10 protein-coding genes are annotated in these 18,318 nt (G+C 43.3%); 4 read left to right on the top strand and 6 right to left on the bottom strand.

All coding sequences use genetic code 11. The features are described from left to right. Positions 1–36 precede the first annotated feature (36 nt). The 4 genes from M2470_RS01850 to M2470_RS01835 all read left to right on the top strand — a co-directional run bounded on the left by M2470_RS01850 (position 37) and on the right by M2470_RS01835 (position 9,067). Entirely contained in the window at positions 37–606 is a 570-nt protein-coding gene (locus M2470_RS01850; RefSeq protein ID WP_280743006.1) for an AAA family ATPase, read from the top strand. Between the two features lie 350 nt (positions 607–956). Beyond that, positions 957–2,987 (top strand): fimbrillin family protein, encoded by a 2,031-nt coding sequence (locus M2470_RS01845; RefSeq protein WP_280743007.1) that lies wholly within the window; start codon positions 957–959, stop codon positions 2,985–2,987. Positions 2,988–3,065: 78 nt separating this feature from the next. Further along, on the top strand, positions 3,066–4,106 hold the full coding sequence (locus M2470_RS01840; RefSeq protein ID WP_280743008.1) for a fimbrillin family protein: 1,041 nt from the start codon (positions 3,066–3,068) through the stop codon (positions 4,104–4,106). Between the two features lie 110 nt (positions 4,107–4,216). Beyond that, positions 4,217–9,067: an IPT/TIG domain-containing protein gene (locus M2470_RS01835; protein WP_280743009.1), complete on the top strand. Its 4,851-nt coding sequence runs from the start codon at positions 4,217–4,219 to the stop codon at positions 9,065–9,067. 13 nt (positions 9,068–9,080) lie between these two features. Here the strand turns inward: M2470_RS01835 and M2470_RS01830 are convergent, their stop codons facing one another. From M2470_RS01830 to hcp, 6 genes are all read right to left on the bottom strand, one after another. Then, the gene (locus M2470_RS01830) at positions 9,081–9,839 is read right to left on the bottom strand and encodes a LytTR family DNA-binding domain-containing protein (RefSeq protein ID WP_280743010.1); all 759 of its coding nucleotides are present in this window, start codon (positions 9,837–9,839) and stop codon (positions 9,081–9,083) included. Beyond that, a complete protein-coding gene (locus M2470_RS01825; RefSeq protein ID WP_280743011.1) occupies positions 9,820–10,905 on the bottom strand; it encodes a histidine kinase in 1,086 nt (361 codons plus the stop codon). Before M2470_RS01825 ends, M2470_RS01830 begins: the two co-directional genes overlap by 20 nt. Before the next feature lie 15 nt (positions 10,906–10,920). Beyond that, complete coding sequence (locus M2470_RS01820) at positions 10,921–11,823, bottom strand: efflux RND transporter periplasmic adaptor subunit (protein ID WP_280743012.1); 903 nt, start codon at positions 11,821–11,823, stop codon at positions 10,921–10,923. A gap of 10 nt (positions 11,824–11,833) precedes the next feature. Next, complete coding sequence (locus M2470_RS01815) at positions 11,834–16,156, bottom strand: CusA/CzcA family heavy metal efflux RND transporter (RefSeq protein ID WP_280743013.1); 4,323 nt, start codon at positions 16,154–16,156, stop codon at positions 11,834–11,836. Between the two features lie 156 nt (positions 16,157–16,312). Next, positions 16,313–16,639, bottom strand: coding sequence for a cupin domain-containing protein (locus M2470_RS01810; protein ID WP_280743014.1), 327 nt, complete (start codon positions 16,637–16,639; stop codon positions 16,313–16,315). Between the two features lie 23 nt (positions 16,640–16,662). Next, positions 16,663–18,300: a hydroxylamine reductase gene (gene hcp / locus M2470_RS01805; protein WP_280743353.1), complete on the bottom strand. Its 1,638-nt coding sequence runs from the start codon at positions 18,298–18,300 to the stop codon at positions 16,663–16,665. Between the last annotated feature and the right edge of the window lie 18 nt (positions 18,301–18,318).

Genomic DNA, 18,318 nt, shown 5'->3' with positions numbered 1-18,318 from the left:
TATCTATCTTCACTTCAATAAAATAAAAGCAAAACAATGAATCAAAGATCATCCTTAGGTAATAAATTCTATATTATAACAGGAGGACCAGGGGTAGGGAAGACCACTTTGTTGAATGAGCTGAAAATTGAGGGTTATGAGGTAATACCCGAAGCCGCAAGGGATATCATCAATGAACAGGTAGATAGAGGAGGAGTGGGGATTCCTTGGAAAGATAACAGTCTTTATACAGAGCTAATGCTTCATCGTTCTGTGGAAGATTATATGACTGCAAAAGCCCGTCAGCACACTAAAGCCGTTTTCTTTGACAGAGGAATCCCCGATTCTTTATGTCATTGGGTGATGAGTGGGAATCCGATTACCGAAGAAATGGAAGAGGCTGTCCAAAAGTGCAGGTATGAAAGTATTGTGTTTATACTCCCTCCCTGGAAAGAAATATACTGTACGGACGAAGCCAGGAAACAGGATTGGGAGGAAGCAGAATACACCTATCATAAGATGGTGGAAATCTATGAAAGCTATGGTTATCAATTAGTCGTTGTACCCAAAGATACTCCGGAGAATCGGAAACGTTTTATTTTGAACCATATTTATGATGTTGAATGATATCCTCCTATGCGTCTGATTTATGAAAAATATCAATAACTTTCAATCAAATTTACCTTATTTTGAAAATGAAAAGCGATTATTTGCAATTCTATAAATAATAATGTTTTGTTTTGGATTATTACCTTTAGGATTTCCAGGGGTTTTATATTATTATATGTTGAAAAATAAACAGTTATAATATTCATTTATTCTATAATTTGTTTCATTGTTACAATTTTTCTTATATATTTGTACATAAATCTAATTTGTTACTGTGTTTAATCGTTAGTGAGGCTGGACAAGTGCAAATTTAAGTGTGATTTCTATAATATCCATTTGTGTTGATTTGAGCAATAAAAACAAATACTTTGAGTCGAAAAATCACATATATTATTGGATGTATCATCGCGTTGGTGAGTTTTATTAGCTGCATAAAAGATGATACTAGTGGCTGTTCATCCAAAGGACATTTACCTGTAGATGTGGCCATCCATTGGGATGATATAGCCGATGATAGTAAGACAACTCTTCCTAAAGACATGACTGTGCATTGGTATCCGACAAAATATTCTCTTATCTCCTCCGATATGGGTTTATATGGTGGGCGAGAGTGGCTTGATCCTGATATCTACGATGTGATGTGTATGGATTTTTCAGGAAACTCCAATCTTGCTTTTCGAAGTGATGGTACGCGGGAAGACTTTGAAGTCTATAATATCCGTATGACAAGTACATACAATGAATTGGTCCCTCCACTTCCCGGTGGCGAGACAACCGTAGCGGAAGCATATCCCTATCAATTTTATATAGATAGCCGTTCACAAAATATTACGGTTAATACTCTGTCTAAAGACACGGTTAAGGTAGATTTTTATCCCCAGAATGTGTTGAGAGAATTTACTTTTTTAATATATGATGTAGCGGGAGCTCAAAACGTGAATAAAAATAGTGGTGCTATATCCGGTATGTCGGGTTCCTATTTCCCGGCAAACGGTCGGTTGGCTTCTACACCTTCCACGATATTGTTCTCTCGTGTGGATACTATTCACAACGCTCAAACCAGTTCGCGCTGGACGGAAGAAGAGAAAGCTCTCTTTGCTGCTAAAAACTCCCATTGGGAGGATACTGATACGCTTGTAGGCTGGACGCGTGACTGGATAACCGGTAAGTTCGTTACTTTCGGACCTCTTGATACAGAAAAAAATCGATTTCGCCTGACAGTGGAAGCCTACAGCAAGGCCAACAACCAATACCACGGCTCGTGGGGATACTGGCATGGCGAATGGGAAAATACCGTTGCCGAGCAAATCCGGAACGCGATGGGTGAACACGGGACACTGGAAGAACAGTTAGCTTGGCGGCAACGCAACGGTGGATATGACATTATACTTTACAACGATCATCGCCTGATTATACCTAATGGTGACAATGGCGACAGTGGCAGCAATAAGCCTTCAAACGGTGGCTTTATGGTAAATGTAGATAACTGGGGTGATATAATAGACATACCAATGGGAAGAAACGCGCGTAACAGTGCCTCTCTTGCTCCGAAAACGCGTGCGACCGTAAATACATATGCCACCATTCCCGACTTTGTGGTGAACGGGGTACATACCGATGGCAGCGACTGGTCGTTTATTTTCCATGAACAGTATGTATACAAACCCGAAAGCGGCTTGATATGGGATTATCAACCCACAAAATACTGGCCACAATCGGGTACAGTTGATTTTTACGCCTATGCCCCCGCAGGAGTGAAAAACTTAGTGAAAGGACTTAATAATAATGGCGACAATAGCAATCCTCCTGTTATTGAATATACAATGCCATACAAGGAGTACGAAGAACCGCCCTACGGAACCGGCGAGCCGACCGCTCCTCTGGTAGTAGACGACAAGCAGGATGACTTGTTGGTAGCGGTAGAACGTCTCTCAGCACCGCAAACGGATGCTGTTACGATGCACTTTCGTCATGCTTTCAGCCGGGTAGTCGTAAAGGCAAAGACCGAGCAGAATTACAGTAATTATCGTGTAAAGGTAGTACGCCTGGATTTGCGCAATGTTTATACAAGCGGTAAGCTGAAACTTGATAACAGTTCAAGTTGGTCTGAGCAGGCAGACTTGGCTAACTATCGTTTCAACCTGTTGGCACCCGCAGTAACTGTAGAAAGTGAATACACCACGCTGCTGAACGATAATGACGGTATATTCGTTATCCCGCAGGTAGTACCAAGTGGAGCCGAAATATATGTAGAATATGATATTTATACGGTCTCGTCTACAGCCGGTGAGCAATATCATACAACGGTAAAAAAACAACTACCCCTTGCTTCCGGACTCACCTTTAATATAGGTAAGCAATACCAGTTACAGATACCATTGAATATAGATAACCCATAATAATAAATAACCCATAAATATTAATAACCCAGTAAATTAGAACGATTCGGAAAATAATTTTATTTTAAATTCAAAATCATGAGACAAAAAATCATTTTAGGAGTCTCCCTTCTGGCGATAGCCGGAATGTGGACAGGATGTTCAAATGAAGAAGATGCAACCACCTTCTCTACACCCAAAGACGCTATTTCATTCCGTACGCAAGGTGGTATGCCGGAATCCAGAGCGACAGAAACGACAAAAGACCATGTAGATGCTTTTGTAGTGTATGGTGCTGATACTGATGCCAGTAATAATACGACTACTCTTTTTGATGGTGTAACTGTTGCACGCCAGGCTGGTACTGATAATTTTGCCTATAGCCCTATAAAGTATTATAGTGAAGGTGCTACAACTGCTGATTTTGTTGCGTATTCGCCTGTAAGTAAAAAGATAACAAACCCGGTAACGGCTTTTACAGGAACCGTGAGTTTTGATTATGAGGTAGATGTTCCTGTCGCTACAGGTAAAACGTCCCAAGAAGACCTATTGATTGCGGGTACGCATGTAGATCCAGTTTCAGCTACGGTATCACTTGGTTTCAAACATGCTCTTTCACGCATATTCGTGAAAGCTACAAACGCATTGAGTGAAACTGTTGTGATCAAAGGACTAACACTAAAAAACCTAAAGTCAACAGGGAAAATTAGCAGTTCTTCCACCGCATGGACATGGGCTTGGAGTGATCAGAATGATCCAATTGATTACGTCTATGTACTTGCGCCAACAGGTGTTGCTGTACAACCTGTTGTTGCCCCATCAACGCCAACACCAACTCTTGTCACTTCTATGGAGCAAGGAATGATGGTGCTGCCACAAAAGACTGTAAATCCCTCTAACGATCAAACATTCGATACTGGCGACTTCGCCCTTGAAGTAGAGTATGATGTGGCAAACCTTACAAGTCAAAAAGCGTATGTTTTACTTCCGGATGAGTATGAATTTAAAATGGGTAATCAATATGCTATAACGGTAGCGTTTAATCCGACTTCTATTCCTAACTTGATTGAAATCACCTTTAATATTACTGTTGCTGCATTTGAAAATGATCCAGACGGAACATATCCTGTAACTCCCTAATAAGTCTTTAAAGGTTCTTTCTGCATAAGCAGTAAAAGACTTGAAAGATATACCCATACGTCCTTGATTGGACGTATGGGTACAAAACACTGTGTAAAATTCGTTTGACAATGGAAAGTAAGGAACACCTATTTAAATATATATGTAGCCTGCGATTGTGGTTGTTTACCGCTTTGCTGATTGTTTCGCATGGTTTTATACAGGCACAACAAATTGTAATTACTTATGACAACCCAAATTCAGCTCCCGGAGCGAGTTCTTCAGGTAACTCAGAACCAAGTGCTGCATACGCTTTTAGTGCCCAGATTCCTGTAAGCGCTAACGCTGTAACAGGAAAAGCATACGGTGGTGGTGGTGGTGGCGGCAGTAGAGGTTCTGGATCGGTTTACCATGCTGGTGGTGGCGGCGGTGGTGGTTATATAGAAAAAATATTCGGAAATATTACGGGTTTTGCTTTCGGACAAGTTGGTGCAGGGGGGAAAAGAGGAGAGCTCAATGGTCTATCTGGAGGCCCCGGTAGTCCCGGCTCACCAAGTCATATCTCATTTGGAGGTATTACCATTACTGCTAATGCTGGTACTGCCGGCACCAACAACGGAAATGGGCAAGGAGGAGGAACTTCGGTAACTGATGGAACTGCGGATTATTCCCAATCTGGCACGAATGGTCAAAATTATGGTTCCGGCAATGGTGGTGCTGGTGGAAATAGCGGAGGTTATCCTGACTATGGCGGTGGTGCCGGTGGTGGATATCCAACAGAGGCTTCTTCAGGTTATAATGGTTATAATCCGGGTGGCGGTGGCGGCGGTGGTCGAGCTAATATTATTACTCCCAGTCCTGGTGGGCATGGTGGTGGCGGACGGGTTATCCTGTCGTATACTATCAGTGAACTTACTGTTTCCTCCTCAGAAACCAGGTGCCAGGGTAGTAATATAACCCTTACGGCCTCTTATGGTACGGAAATGAACATTACTATGCAGTGGTATAAAGATGGCGCGCTTATTCCCGGTGCTACAGAGACTACATATACCATCTTCGATGCTCAGGTAGCTGATAATGGTAGTTATACCGTCAAGGCAACCTATAATATTGATTACTCCTCTGCTACCAAGGTTACAGGAAGTTCGCTTCCAAGCGGTTTGTCGGTTTCCGGTACCAGCCTTGTAGGAACTGTTACTTCCTCTCCATATAATCTAACAATTAGTCCTATTCCGGTTATATCTAGTAGTAGCTACATTGCTTGTAGTGGTGAAAACATAAATTATACACCTTCGTCCGCTATGAATATTATTCCTGTGGGGACAACGTATTCGTGGAAGGTGAATTCAGTTACAGGAACAATAAACCCAGCTCCCTCAGATGGCTCGGGTAGTAGTATCAACTTAGGAGCATTTACTAATAATACAGCCGGAAACACTACCGTAGTTTATGATGTTACACCTAAAACAACCGCAGGCTGTGAGGGCACACCCTTTACTTTTACTGTTATTGTCACTAATGTTCCTACTATACTATCTACTCAATCAACTGTTTGCAGCGGTGATACCCTGCATTTGTGGTTGAACAACCCTGTCGGCGGAACGTATAGTACTTCTGATGAAAGTATTGCATATGTAAATCCTACTACCGGAGTGCTTCATACTGATGTGGAGCTCATAAACGGTATTCCTACTCTACGTCCTTCTCACAGTGTCAACGAAGGCAAGGGAGGTACTGTTACCATTACTTTTACGACCAGTGGAGGGTGCACCACAAAAAAAGTGATAACCGTAAAACCACGTGTGAAGACTCCACGTACTCGCTGGGATTTCAATAGCATTTGTCCTGTGGACGAAGAAACAGTAGCGCATACCAAACAAGATTCTCTGAATATTGCTACTCCGCTGAATCCTGGTGGTGTTTATTTTGCTAACCACATTGTATGGGATTCATTAGTAATAAACAGCGGGAATAAGAATATTGACTTGTCACAAATAATGTGGTATGCCGATGCAGCAAAGACTACCTTTATTCGTCAGGGAGGAACGGCTTCACCGGCAGTGGGTTCGGGAGGGCAGATGGCTAACTTCTGGCAAAACAAAGCGCACACATCAGAAACGTATTGGGCTACTATAACGCATCCAGACAGTTGTGAAAGCCGTCCCATTCGTGTTACAGTTCATATTTATGATAATCCTGAGCAGATAGGTATTACTGATTTAATAGGCTATGTGCAGCCGTCGGGCACCTCTCATCTCGATTTATCGGATTATCTCAACCTCAACCTTGATGAGTCGGAGCAGCTGTTATGGTACACCCAAGCAGACACGGCCGCTACGAACAGAATAGAGGAACCTCCGGCACTTGACCCTACACAACCCATAAATATAACTTATTGGGTTGTTAAATCAGACGTATACGGTTGTCGTTCGTTAGCTACGCCATTCCGTATATGGCTTGTTCCCATGCCTAAAATAACGATTAAACCCGATACGCTTGTTTGCCCGGGAGAGTCGGTAAATATCAGGGTCAATATTACCGACGGTACGGCTCCTTACAACTTTAAAATAAGCAATATGGCTACGGGAGCCGTTGATTCTAAAATAAATTGGAATGATGATACGTATTCATTCGCTACCAATTCGCTGGTTAGTGTTACCCGGCGCATAACCGAATTTACCGATGCTCATAGCTTGCGGGTTACTTATGAACCGTATGGTTTACGTGTTCCTGAAACGGGTTATTTTTCCCAAAATACATTATCTGTAGTAGTAACCGAGATAACCAGTATAAGTCCCGCTTCAGGTCCTACTACCGGAGGTACCTACACAGGCAATCCCGATACTCCTGTCAACCCCAATGGTACAGTAACCATCAGTGGAAGCGGTTTCAAGCCGTTTGACGATTCTATTGTATCGTTGATTACTTTTGATGGTACGCCTGCAACAAACATAACGGTAATAAACGATGATACAATCACTTGTACTCCTCCTGCTCATGTATCCGGCTATGTTACCGTATCCGTAACGGCTGGGTGTGGAACCACATCGTTTACAAATGGTTATTATTATGAGCCTATCAATATTTCCGTGCTTGAACCCGCTTACGCACCGGTAACCGGAGGGACACGTATTACTATACGGGGAACAGGCTTGCTGGCAGCGTCGAAAGATTGGACTTCGGTAGAGGTTACCCTTGCCGGTGTGCCTGCTACGGTTGAATCCGCAAACAATACTGTAATTGTATGTATAACAGGTCCGTCCGATTATTCATTGTTGGATACAATCATTATTAATAACGGTAGCGAAATACGCAAATTTCCGGAAAGATTTACATATTACCCGGTAGAATTTATTGAAAACGGTAAGTGGAGTGAGCCTCAACGATGGAAAACGCATACGGCCGACCATATTCTTCCGTATCCCGGTGCGCGGGTTCATATCAAAGCAAATTGTTTGCAAGATATCACTGTGGATATGGACAGCATTACGGTACATCCGTCAAAAGCCTATACACTCAATAATAATACGATACTTGAAGCCAATGTATTTACGCTGAAAGAGAATGCTTCTTTCCTCAATAACCATCCCAATAACGGAAATATGCAGGCCGTGCAGCAAAATGTAGAACATATACTGGCCAAAGGCCGTAATTGGTATGTAAGCAGCCCTGTTAAGAGCAATGTGACAACCCCTACGTATATATATCCTACCCTTGGCAAAGATGTATCAGGTAACGACCTGACAGGATGGCGTATGGAGTCATACAACGAAGCTCAGCATGCCTGGGTGAGAGAGGATAAAAACAATCCTTTTGTTTCTGGTTTGGGTTATACAGCCTATTCCGAAAATGCTAACATAGCCGTAAAATTCTCAGGAGAATATACGGATGGCGATCAAACAACACCGTTTAATGTAACTCGCCAAAACGATGAACATGCCAAAAGTGGCTTTAACCTGGTGGGTAATCCTTTCCCTTCGTATTGGCATTGGACATCCGAAATTGCGCAGCAGTCCAATCTGTACAGTACGATATGGTATCGTACCTGGGTAGGCGGTGTGTATGAATTCTGGTCATACAATGCATCGGGTGATGTGGCAGTAGCACCTAGTTGGATAGACGCGACACCTACCGGTTCTTATTCGTTGGGCTACATACCTCCCATGCAGGGCTTTTGGGTACGACTTAAAGAGGGAGCCACTTCAGGGATACTGACTTTCAGTAATACAGGTCGCACACATTCCGATCATGCTAGTAATATGCTGAAATCTGCAGCAGAAGAGAATAATACGGAAAGCCGTCCGCTGCTGCGTCTTGTGGCTGGTAATGACAAAAGACTAGACGAAACAGTAATATATGCCGAGCGGGAAGCTACAACGGGATTTGACACGTATGACAGCGATAAATGGTTTGTTGATCAGGGGGTTGAAATATTTACCTTGCCGGATTCTTCTACGCGCGGATTGGTGATAAACGGACTTCCCGAAATTGTAGACAAAACGGAGATACCTCTTGGCTTCCAGGCGGATGAAGACGGAATATTCAATTTCCACGCGAAAGAAATACTGAATTTAGACAGCTTGGATGTGTTCTTGTATGATAAATGGCGTAAGGAAGAATGTAACCTTCGCGATGGCGATTATAACTTCACGGCGAGCAGCACGTTGATTACCGATCGTTTTAGCATCATCTTCCGAACTGCTAATGCAACAGATATTGAATCAGTACCGGAAATTGATACCAAAACAGATGGCAATATGCTGATTTATGCCAATAAGAGCGGACAGATGATTGTATTATTACAGCTCCCCGGAGAAGAAGAAAGAAAGGTGAATGTGTCGGTATTCGATATCATGGGACGTAAACTAGCCGAACAACCTGTAATAGTAGGTCAACGAACCACCCTGAGCGGAACCTTCCTGAAGGGTATATATGTGGCACGTGCCGGAAAGCTAGCTGGCAAAATAATGGTCGGTAGATAAATTAAGTATTGGATCAATTGAACCACTCTTTAAATTCACCAACTCTTGATTTCGTTATTAGGATTTTATCCTTTGGCTGTACAATGAGATTGACTGATAGTCTGCCGTTGAACCAGTAATCGATATCTGTTACTGCGTCTTTGGCGATAATGTATTGTCGGTTGGCACGGAAAAAATGTTTGGGGTCCAAACATTCTATCAATTCTTCTAGTGTGTAGGGGATGATGAAGGAATCGTTCTTTTTAGTAGTTGCTTTCACAACTCCGTTGTCTATATGGAAGCAGGCGATGGATTCTGTGGCTAATGGCAGAAGCTTACTTCCTTTATTGGGTATCAGGAAGTAGTTTTTATATTGTTTTTGTTGGCTCATTGACTCTATCAGTTGGGCTAAAGAGGGGTTTTCGGACTGTTTATTTTCTGTCAGCAAATCCAGTTTCTCCATTGCTCTTTGAATATCTTTCTCGCCAATGGGTTTGAGCAGGTAGTCGATGCTGTTTACTTTGAAAGCGCGAAGCGCATATTCGTCGTAAGCAGTGGTAAAGATTATTGGACAGGTTATCAGGATATGTCCGAATATCTCGAAGGCAGAACCGTCGGCCAGGTGTATGTCCATGAAGATAAGCTCCGGCATAGGGTTGGCACGCAGCCATTTGATGCTTTCAATAATAGAGTCGGTTATACCTATCATCTCGCATTGAGGGGCAACGTCTGTCAATAAAGCTTTCAGGTTGTTTACAGCCGCCCTTTCGTCTTCAATTATCAGTGTTCTCATGGTTGTTATCCGGCTTTATTAGGTGGATACTGACACAAAACAAGTTGTCTGTATTGTCAATAATGACTTCTTTATCAAAGAGCAGTTGATAGCGCTTTACCAGATTATCCAGTCCGATACCGGTACCCGTACTGTTTGTCAGTTTGGGTTGTATCCGGTTGCAGACGTGCAACATACCGTCTTCACTTGTTTTTATGCTGACTTTCAAGGGATGGCGACTACTGATTTCATTGTGCTTCACGGCGTTTTCTACCAAAACCTGTAACGACATGGGTGGAAGCAGGTAGCTATTGAAACGCTTATCGGTTTCTATTTCAAAGATAAGCGTGTCTTCATAGCGCATTTCGAGCAGGAAAGTAAATCCCTCGATAAATTCCAGTTCTTCGGCAAGAGTGGTTTTCTGCGAATCATTTTCTTGAAGCATATAACGCAATACATTAGACAATTCCTGCGTGTAATTCTGCGCTTTAACAGGTGCTTCGCGTATCAGCGACCGCAAAGTATTCAAGGAGTTGAACAGCATATGTGGATTAAGCTGGCTTTTGAGTGATTCGTACTGGCTCAGGATGTTTTCCAGTTTTAACTGCTGGTTCTCCAACAGTATTTTTTGCTGTCGGCGGGTAATATAAATAATGTAACAACTACCGGTAACTACACCCGAGATAATGAAATCACGGATGGGGTGAAGGTAATGGTGAACCGTGGATTGTACGGCCAGTATGTCGAAAGACTTATGTAAGTGGTAGAATATATTACTCAAAATAGTACTGGCCATCCAGCATGTAAGAAAGGATAATACAAGATTTTTCCAGCCTATCTTTGCCGTTGTTTTATTGAAGTGAAAAACAACAGTATTCAACCAAAAAAGAAAAAGAAGCGCCAGAAAAGAAAAAATAATTTCATTAACAACTTCTAATGCCTGAATACCTGGAAATACATTATGATTTTCAAACTTACCCAACAGGTCTATCACCTCAGGTATATGGATAAGAATACTTACCCCCACCGATATGATAGCCAGTGACAGTTTGTATTTATTCCCGTATTTGTTTCCGGCATCTTTCATAGGAAACAAAAGTAGTTATTTTTGCACAATCCTTGCATTAATGTACATGCCCGGACGAAACAATTCGTTATTTTCCATTACTTTGGCATACACTTCGAGCGAGCGGTTGATGTTGTCTACCGATTGCCCTACGGAAATAATTTCGCCGCTAAACACATCTTCTCCCATGCCGTTGACTCTGAATTCGATGCGTTTACCTATCCTTATTTTGCCCAGATCTTTTTCATACGCTACGAGTTTGATAAGTATATTATTTTTATCGATTATCTCGCACAAAGGTTCTCCGGCTGTGATATGTTTGCCCATATTCATTTGCAGGTTGGAGATATAGCCGCTTATCGGGGCGCGAACTTCGAGCAGCGGCTCGATACCCTTGCTGTTTAATGATGAAGCAGATACGCCCAGCATACTTAGTTGTGCGGCAGCGGCATCTTTCCGGCTTTTCATAGACAGATAGTCGGCCTTGCTTTGCTGGAACTTCTTTTGAGAGGCCGCTTCTTCTTTCGAAAGTATTTCCTGGCGTTTGTATTCCGCTTCCAAAAATTCGCATTGCGCGGCAGCATCCAGATAGCTCTGTTGTAGGTTGATAAATTCTGGATTTTCAAGGGTTGCCAGCAGTTCTCCTTTTCGGACATATTTACCCGGAAGCAGTGAAGTATTCTTTACTATCCCATCGATGGACAGAGTAACAGATGCCTGATGTTGGGGAGAGAGGATAAGAGTACCGTTGAATACCGCATCCTTCCCCAGGGATGTAGCGGATGAAACAGCATCAAGCTCTTCTGAGTCCTTGGTTTGAGGTTCAACTTGTACGACTTCAGGCTTGGGCTCGGCTACCTGCACGGTAGTTTCATTTTTCGGATTGCTGCATCCGCTTATGAGTAACAGAGCAGCTATGGGGATATAAATTGCTTTCATTATTTACTTATTAGTTATTATATAATTCATATTCCAAAGCAGATATGTTATATTGATATATCATTTCTATATACGACTGTTTGATATCCAAAGCGCTATTCATACTTTGTATAAAATCGCTGATATCCGTTTCACTATGCTTCCATTGAAGTTCGGCGGAATGTATCATGGCATCGGCTTCGGGTAATGCCGAATTCTCAAAAAAGCGGATACTTTCATCATACCTTCGCAAGTCGGTTTTCAGCTCATATACTTTGTTTTGGAGTTGCCGAATATTATCTTCGGCCTCGTACTTTGCTATGTAGGCATTATACCGAGCCTGTTTCACCCGGCTTCCCTGTGCATTGAACACAAGGGGGATGGATATTCCTACAGTCCATGAGTTTAATCCTTTATCAGGTAAGATATTTTGTCGCTGATACCCTACGTTAAACTCAGGAAAAAAACGGCTTTTTTCTACTTTTACCTGTGCTTCGGATTCAAATACTTTGCTGTTGAAATAAGAAAGGTGGGCATGGGATAATTCCGAACCTATGATATCCGTATCGTACTTAGCCAATATCGTATCGGCAGGAACTACCGGAACATCGGAATAGCAAACCCATTGCAGACGGGCAGCTGCTACCTTAAACTCTTCTTCCGCCTGAAATACTTTATTCTTCATGGAAGCCGCTAACGTAGATGTCATGTTTTTTTCGAGTAAAGTGATTTCGCCCTGACGGTATCGCAACTCGCCAGTACGGAGAAGCATTCCAGCCAGTTCGCTTTGCTCGTTCAACATTTGTTTTTTATGCCAGGTATATTGATAATAGGCCCAGGCACGTTTGGCTTCGGCAATCACTTCTTTTTCTACCATATCACGGTAAAACGTACTGCTATTTACCTGATGTTTTACAAGCGAGTTTTTATAAAAGGGAGTAACGAATGAGCCTAAGGATTGGGAGATGTCTAATTGACGGTCGCTTCGGGTGGTTCCGTTGAGCTGCCCCCAGGAATAATCAAAGCTGGTAGTTCCCAAGTCCCACGATTCGCCCCGGGCTGCTTTGTTTCGTTCAATCGCGCCAGCAGCCGATTTAAGCCGGGGATTGTTTTCCTTCGCCATTGTTATCACATCATCCAGAGTTACAGTTTGTTGTGCCTGCATCTGGCTTGGGATAATCAGCAATAAGGCTATCAAACCGGCATACGGAATGAGTTTTCTTTTCTTCCATTTCCGTTTAGAAACAGAGAATACACCTATCAGACGGTAGAATACGGGAATGATTATCAGTGTAAGGAAGGTTGAAACCAACAATCCCCCGATAACTACTGTTGCAAGCGGACGCTGAACTTCCGCCCCTGCGGAGGTAGCTATAGCCATGGGTACAAAGCCAAGCGAAGCAACCAATCCTGTAAGGAATACGGGGCGTAGCAGATGCGGAGTACCTTTCTTTATTATTCTATCTGTTGCCATTTTATAGGTTGAGCTTTTCGATAAGACTTTAAAGTGATTCAACATCAGGATACCATTTAATACCGATACACCGAACAGAGCGATAAAACCTACACCTGCCGATATACTGAACGGTAACCCTCTCATCCACAAGGCAAGCACACCACCTATCATTGAAAGAGGTACGGTACTGAACACCACAAGGGTATACGTAAGGCTACGAAAAGCAAAGAACAGCAATAGCAGGATTAGCAATAAAGCTATCGGTATAACTACCAGCAGGGTATCGATGGCGTTTTGCAGATTCTCGAACTGCCCGCCATATTCAAAATAATAGCCGGGTTGGAGTTTTATGTTCTCATCGAGCAAGGTCTGGATTCTGCCCACTACCTGCTGTATGTCGGCATCGCGCACGTTTACACCAATAACAATACGCCGTTTGGTCGCATCTCGGTTGATTTGCAGGGGGCCGCTGATAAGCTTTACCTGTGCCAGTTCGGTAACAGGTATCTGAATACCGTCGGCCGTACGGATGAAGAATTTATTAAGATTGAAATCCTCTACTTTTTCATGGTCTATACGTACCACAAGGTCGAAGCGGCGTTCGTTCTCAAAGACGGTTCCGGCTATTTCTCCGGCATAGGCGGTACGGATAATATTATTCAATTCTTCCACGTCTACGCCATAGCGAGCCAGTCTGCTCCGGTCGTAAGTCACAACCAACTGTGGCAGCCCCATTGCCTGCTCTACCAACACATCATCGGCTCCCGGTACTTGTTCTATGTATTTGGCAGCTTCTCTGGCTTTGGAGTAGAGTTCTTCCATGTCTTCGCCGTATAGTTTGATGGCGATATCGGCTTTGGCTCCTGTCATCAACTCATTAAATCGAAGCTGGATAGGCTGACTGAAATTGAATTCCACATCGGGTATGATATCCAGTGCTGCTTTCATCTTTTCTACCATTTCAGCGCGTGAGCTGGCACTTGTCCATTCTTTGAAGGGCTTCATTACTATCATAACGTCGGCATCTTCTATTGCCATGGGGTCGGTGGGGACTTCTGCCGTTCCTATCTTTGCCACTACGTGTTTTATTTCCGGAAACTGACTCATAAGTACCTTTTCGGCTTCATCGGAGGCTTCTATGCTGCGGGTAAGCGAACTTCCGGCAGGCAGAGTCATCTGCATAGCGAAGTCGCCTTCGTCGAGAGTGGGAATAAATTCGGCTCCCAGTTTGGTAAATAACATGATGCTGCCTCCCAAAGCAAGGAAGGCTATAGCAACGGTAGTGAGACTAAAGCGCAGGCATTTGTTTAATAGCTTCCGATATAATTTGTTCAACCCCTCAAAAAAGCGGTCGGCAAAGGTACGGGTTTGCTTGATTGTTTTCTTCAGGAACAGAGAGGCCATCATAGGCACGTATGTAAGGGATAAAATCAAAGCCCCGATAATACAGAACACAAGTGTCTGAGCCATGGGCGTGAAGTATTTACCTTCTATCCCCTGCAGCATCAGGATAGGGAAGAATACCAAAAGGATAATCAATACAGCAAAGGTTGCCGAATGAACCACGCCTTTTGTTCCATTTACTATTTCATTATCCATCGACTCGGGCGACAGTTTTTGCCCATAAAGTCGTTTTGTGTACAGGTGGGCAAGTATCCCTTCCACTATAACAATGGAGCCGTCTACTACAATACCAAAGTCTATTGCCCCAAGGCTCATCAGGTTGGCCGATACACCAAACAGCCGCATCATAATAAAGCCGAAGAGCATGGAAAGGGGAATTACAGACGCAACAATAAGTCCCGCCCTTACATTTCCAAGGAAGATTATCAACACAAGAAAGACTATCAGAGCGCCTTCTACAAGGTTTCGAATAACGGTAGAGATATTCCGGTTCACAAGCTCGGAACGGTTCAGGTAGGGCTCAATGCTCACACCTTCGGGAAGCATTTTTTGCACCAATTCTACTCTTTTCTCCAGCTCGGCGGTCACTACATTGGCATTGGCTCCTTTCAGCATCATGGCTATACCACCTACACATTCGCCTTGTCCGTCTTTAGTCATTGCACCGAAGCGTTTGGGTGAGCCATAGCGTACAATGCCGATGTCATCAATATGGATAGGGATGCCGCCGCGATTGGTAATCACTACCTGTTCAATATCCGTCAGGCTTTTTATCATACCTTCGGAGCGGATATAATAAGCTTTGCTGTCTTTCTCTATATAGCTTCCTCCGGTATTCTGATTGTTTTTGTGCAAGGCATCAAATACTTCGCCGATGGTAATATTAAGCGAATAGAGCGCATCCGGGTCTACTGCCACTTCATACTGTTTCAAGTATCCACCAAAGCTATTGATTTCTACTATGCCGGGGATACCGGAGAGTTGGCGTTTTACAATCCAGTCTTGTATGGTTCGCAGTTCCATGGCGTCGTACCTGTCCTCATAGCCCGGAGCTACTTCCAGTACATATTGGTATATCTCACCCAGCCCTGTTGTAATGGGCATTAGTTCGGGAACGCCAAGTTCGGAAGGGATTTCGCCGGCTACGGTTTGTATCTGTTCGTTTATCAATTGCCGGGCATCTAAGGTAGGTACGTTCTCTTTAAAAACAACCGTCACCAACGAAAGGCCGAAACGGGAAACAGAGCGTATCTCCACCACATTCATGATGTTACTCATCGCCACCTCGATAGGGAAGGTGATGAGCTGTTCCACTTCCTGTGGAGCAAGTGTGGGAGATACGGTTACGATTTGTACCTGATTGTTTGTTATATCGGGAACGGCATCTACGGGAAGCGTTAACATAGCGTAAATGCCTGCAACGAGGAGGATTACAGTCATGAACCCAACCAGTAATTTCCTCTTTACTGAAAAACGTATTATTTTATCAAACATACAAATTGTTGTTAATAAATTTGCATGTAAAGATACGGTTAGCAAAGGTTTAACCTAACTGTAAAGTTAGTGAACCGGCCTATTTGAAGGGTGAATTGTCTTATTTTGATATTGAAAGACTCTCAAAGTAGACAATTCACCCTAAAACCAGCCTGATTACTCTTTAATCATAGTCAGCAACATTTTGAAACGTTCTACGGCTTGTAAGGCATGCGGTTTATCGGCCGGCATGATGATCATATCTCCGGTTTTCAGCTTATATTCTATTCCACTGATCCGAATCTCTGCTTCTCCTTCAAGTAGCTGTACCAAAGCATCAAAAGGGGCGGTATGTTCACTTAAACCTTGCCCTTTATCGAAAGAAAACAAGGTGACGTTACCTGCTTGGTTTTTCAATACTTGTTTACTGATAACCCCACCGGCAGAGTATTCTATTTGTCCGCTCAGGTTATAAACTTCTCCTTTTTCGAATGCGTTGTCCATAATTATAAATATTTGTCAGATAATTAGTTCAAAAACATTTTAATATCTTCATCTACTGTTCCTATGCCGGCAATGCCGAAGTTGTCGATCAATACCTTTGCTACATTGGGTGACAGGAAGGCCGGGAGCGTTGGTCCGAGATGGATGTTTTTCACACCAAGCGACAACAAGGCGAGAAGCACGATAACTGCCTTTTGTTCGTACCAGGCAATGTTGTAAGCAATGGGTAACTCATTGATATCGTTAAGTTCAAAGACTTCTTTGAGCTTCAAGGCGATCAGCGCCAGCGAATAACTGTCATTGCATTGTCCGGCATCCAATACACGGGGTATTCCGCCGATATCTCCTAAAGGTAGTTTATTGTAGCGATATTTGGCGCATCCGGCGGTGAGAATAACGGTATCTTTCGGGAGTTTTTCTGCAAACTCGGTATAGTAGCTACGATTTTTCATACGTCCGTCGCAGCCTGCCATCACAAAGAACTTGCGGATTGCGCCCGACTTTACAGCATCTACTACCTTATCAGCCAATGCGAATACCTGTTCGTGGGCAAAACCTCCGATAATTTCCCCTGTTTCAATTTCTGTCGGGGCTTTACAACGTTTGGCATGTTCTATCAATTTTGAAAAGTCTTTTGCCTTCCCTTCTTTGCGGTCTTCAATATGTGGGTATCCACTGAAACCTGCTGCTCCTGTGGTGTATACGCGATCAGCATACGTAGAAGTAGCACGGGGTGGGACGATGCAATTCGTAGTGAAGAGGATTACTCCATTAAAGCTCTCAAAGTCTTCGTTCTGCTTCCACCATGCACTTCCATAGTTACCAGCAAAATGGCTGTATTTCTTAAATGCCGGATAGTAATGGGCCGGAAGCATTTCGCTATGCGTATAAACGTCTACTCCCGTACCTTCTGTCTGCTCCAGAAGATCCTGCATATCACGTAAATCGTGACCGGATATTAATATGGCCGGGTTATTGCGTACCCCTATATTTACTTTAGTTATTTCCGGGCTGCCATAGGTTGAAGTGTTGGCTTTATCAAGCAGAGCCATTGTTTTCACACCGTATTCGCCGCATTTAAGCACCAATCCTGTTAATTCATCAGCAGACAGATCTTGTGTTGTTGCTACCAGTGCTTCTTGCATGAAAGCATGGATATCCTCTTCCTCATGTCCCAGATTAGAAGCGTGTTCAGCGTATGCTGCCATCCCTTTTACACCATACGTCAGTAGCTCCCTTAGTGAGCGGATATCTTCGTTCTCTGTTTTAAGCACACCTACGGTTGCAGCTTTAGCTTCCATTTCTTCCAATGTATCTGCTTGCCATGTCAGGCAGTCGCAGCCTGGATGAGAGTCTGTCACATTCACTTTGCCTTCCAGCTCGTCGCGCAAGGCAATGGCTTCGCGTATGCGCTTTACAAACCGTTCTTTATCAAAGTTGGCATTGGTTATCGTCATAAATAATGACTCCATTACAAAACGGTTTGTGTGGGCAGAAACGGGGATATTCTTTTTCCGCAATTCTACCGTGTGAAGCGAAATACCTTTCAGCAGGAATATCAGTAAATCCTGCAAATTGGCTACATCGGAGGTTTTTCCGCATACTCCTTTTAAGGTACAGCCTTTATTCTGGGCTGTTTCCTGACATTGATAACAAAACATACTCATTGTAATTGATTT

Origin of the sequence: Parabacteroides sp. PH5-46, from assembly GCF_029892785.1 — a bacterium.
GTDB lineage: Bacteria > Bacteroidota > Bacteroidia > Bacteroidales > Tannerellaceae > DFXE01.
Note: the sequence above shows the minus strand (reverse complement) of the source record. Positions and strands in the feature narration are given on the sequence as shown.

Excerpts from the sequence above, each read along its gene's own strand:
- M2470_RS01850 (WP_280743006.1), top strand. The coding sequence starts at position 37 with ATGAATCAAAGATCATCCTTAGGTAATAAATTCTATATTATAACAGGA.
- M2470_RS01840 (WP_280743008.1), top strand. The coding sequence starts at position 3,066 with ATGAGACAAAAAATCATTTTAGGAGTCTCCCTTCTGGCGATAGCCGGA.
- M2470_RS01835 (WP_280743009.1), top strand. The coding sequence starts at position 4,217 with ATGGAAAGTAAGGAACACCTATTTAAATATATATGTAGCCTGCGATTG.
- M2470_RS01830 (WP_280743010.1), bottom strand. The coding sequence starts at position 9,839 with ATGAGAACACTGATAATTGAAGACGAAAGGGCGGCTGTAAACAACCTG.
- M2470_RS01825 (WP_280743011.1), bottom strand. The coding sequence starts at position 10,905 with ATGAAAGATGCCGGAAACAAATACGGGAATAAATACAAACTGTCACTG.
- M2470_RS01820 (WP_280743012.1), bottom strand. The coding sequence starts at position 11,823 with ATGAAAGCAATTTATATCCCCATAGCTGCTCTGTTACTCATAAGCGGA.
- M2470_RS01815 (WP_280743013.1), bottom strand. The coding sequence starts at position 16,156 with ATGTTTGATAAAATAATACGTTTTTCAGTAAAGAGGAAATTACTGGTT.
- M2470_RS01810 (WP_280743014.1), bottom strand. The coding sequence starts at position 16,639 with ATGGACAACGCATTCGAAAAAGGAGAAGTTTATAACCTGAGCGGACAA.
- hcp (WP_280743353.1), bottom strand. The coding sequence starts at position 18,300 with ATGTTTTGTTATCAATGTCAGGAAACAGCCCAGAATAAAGGCTGTACC.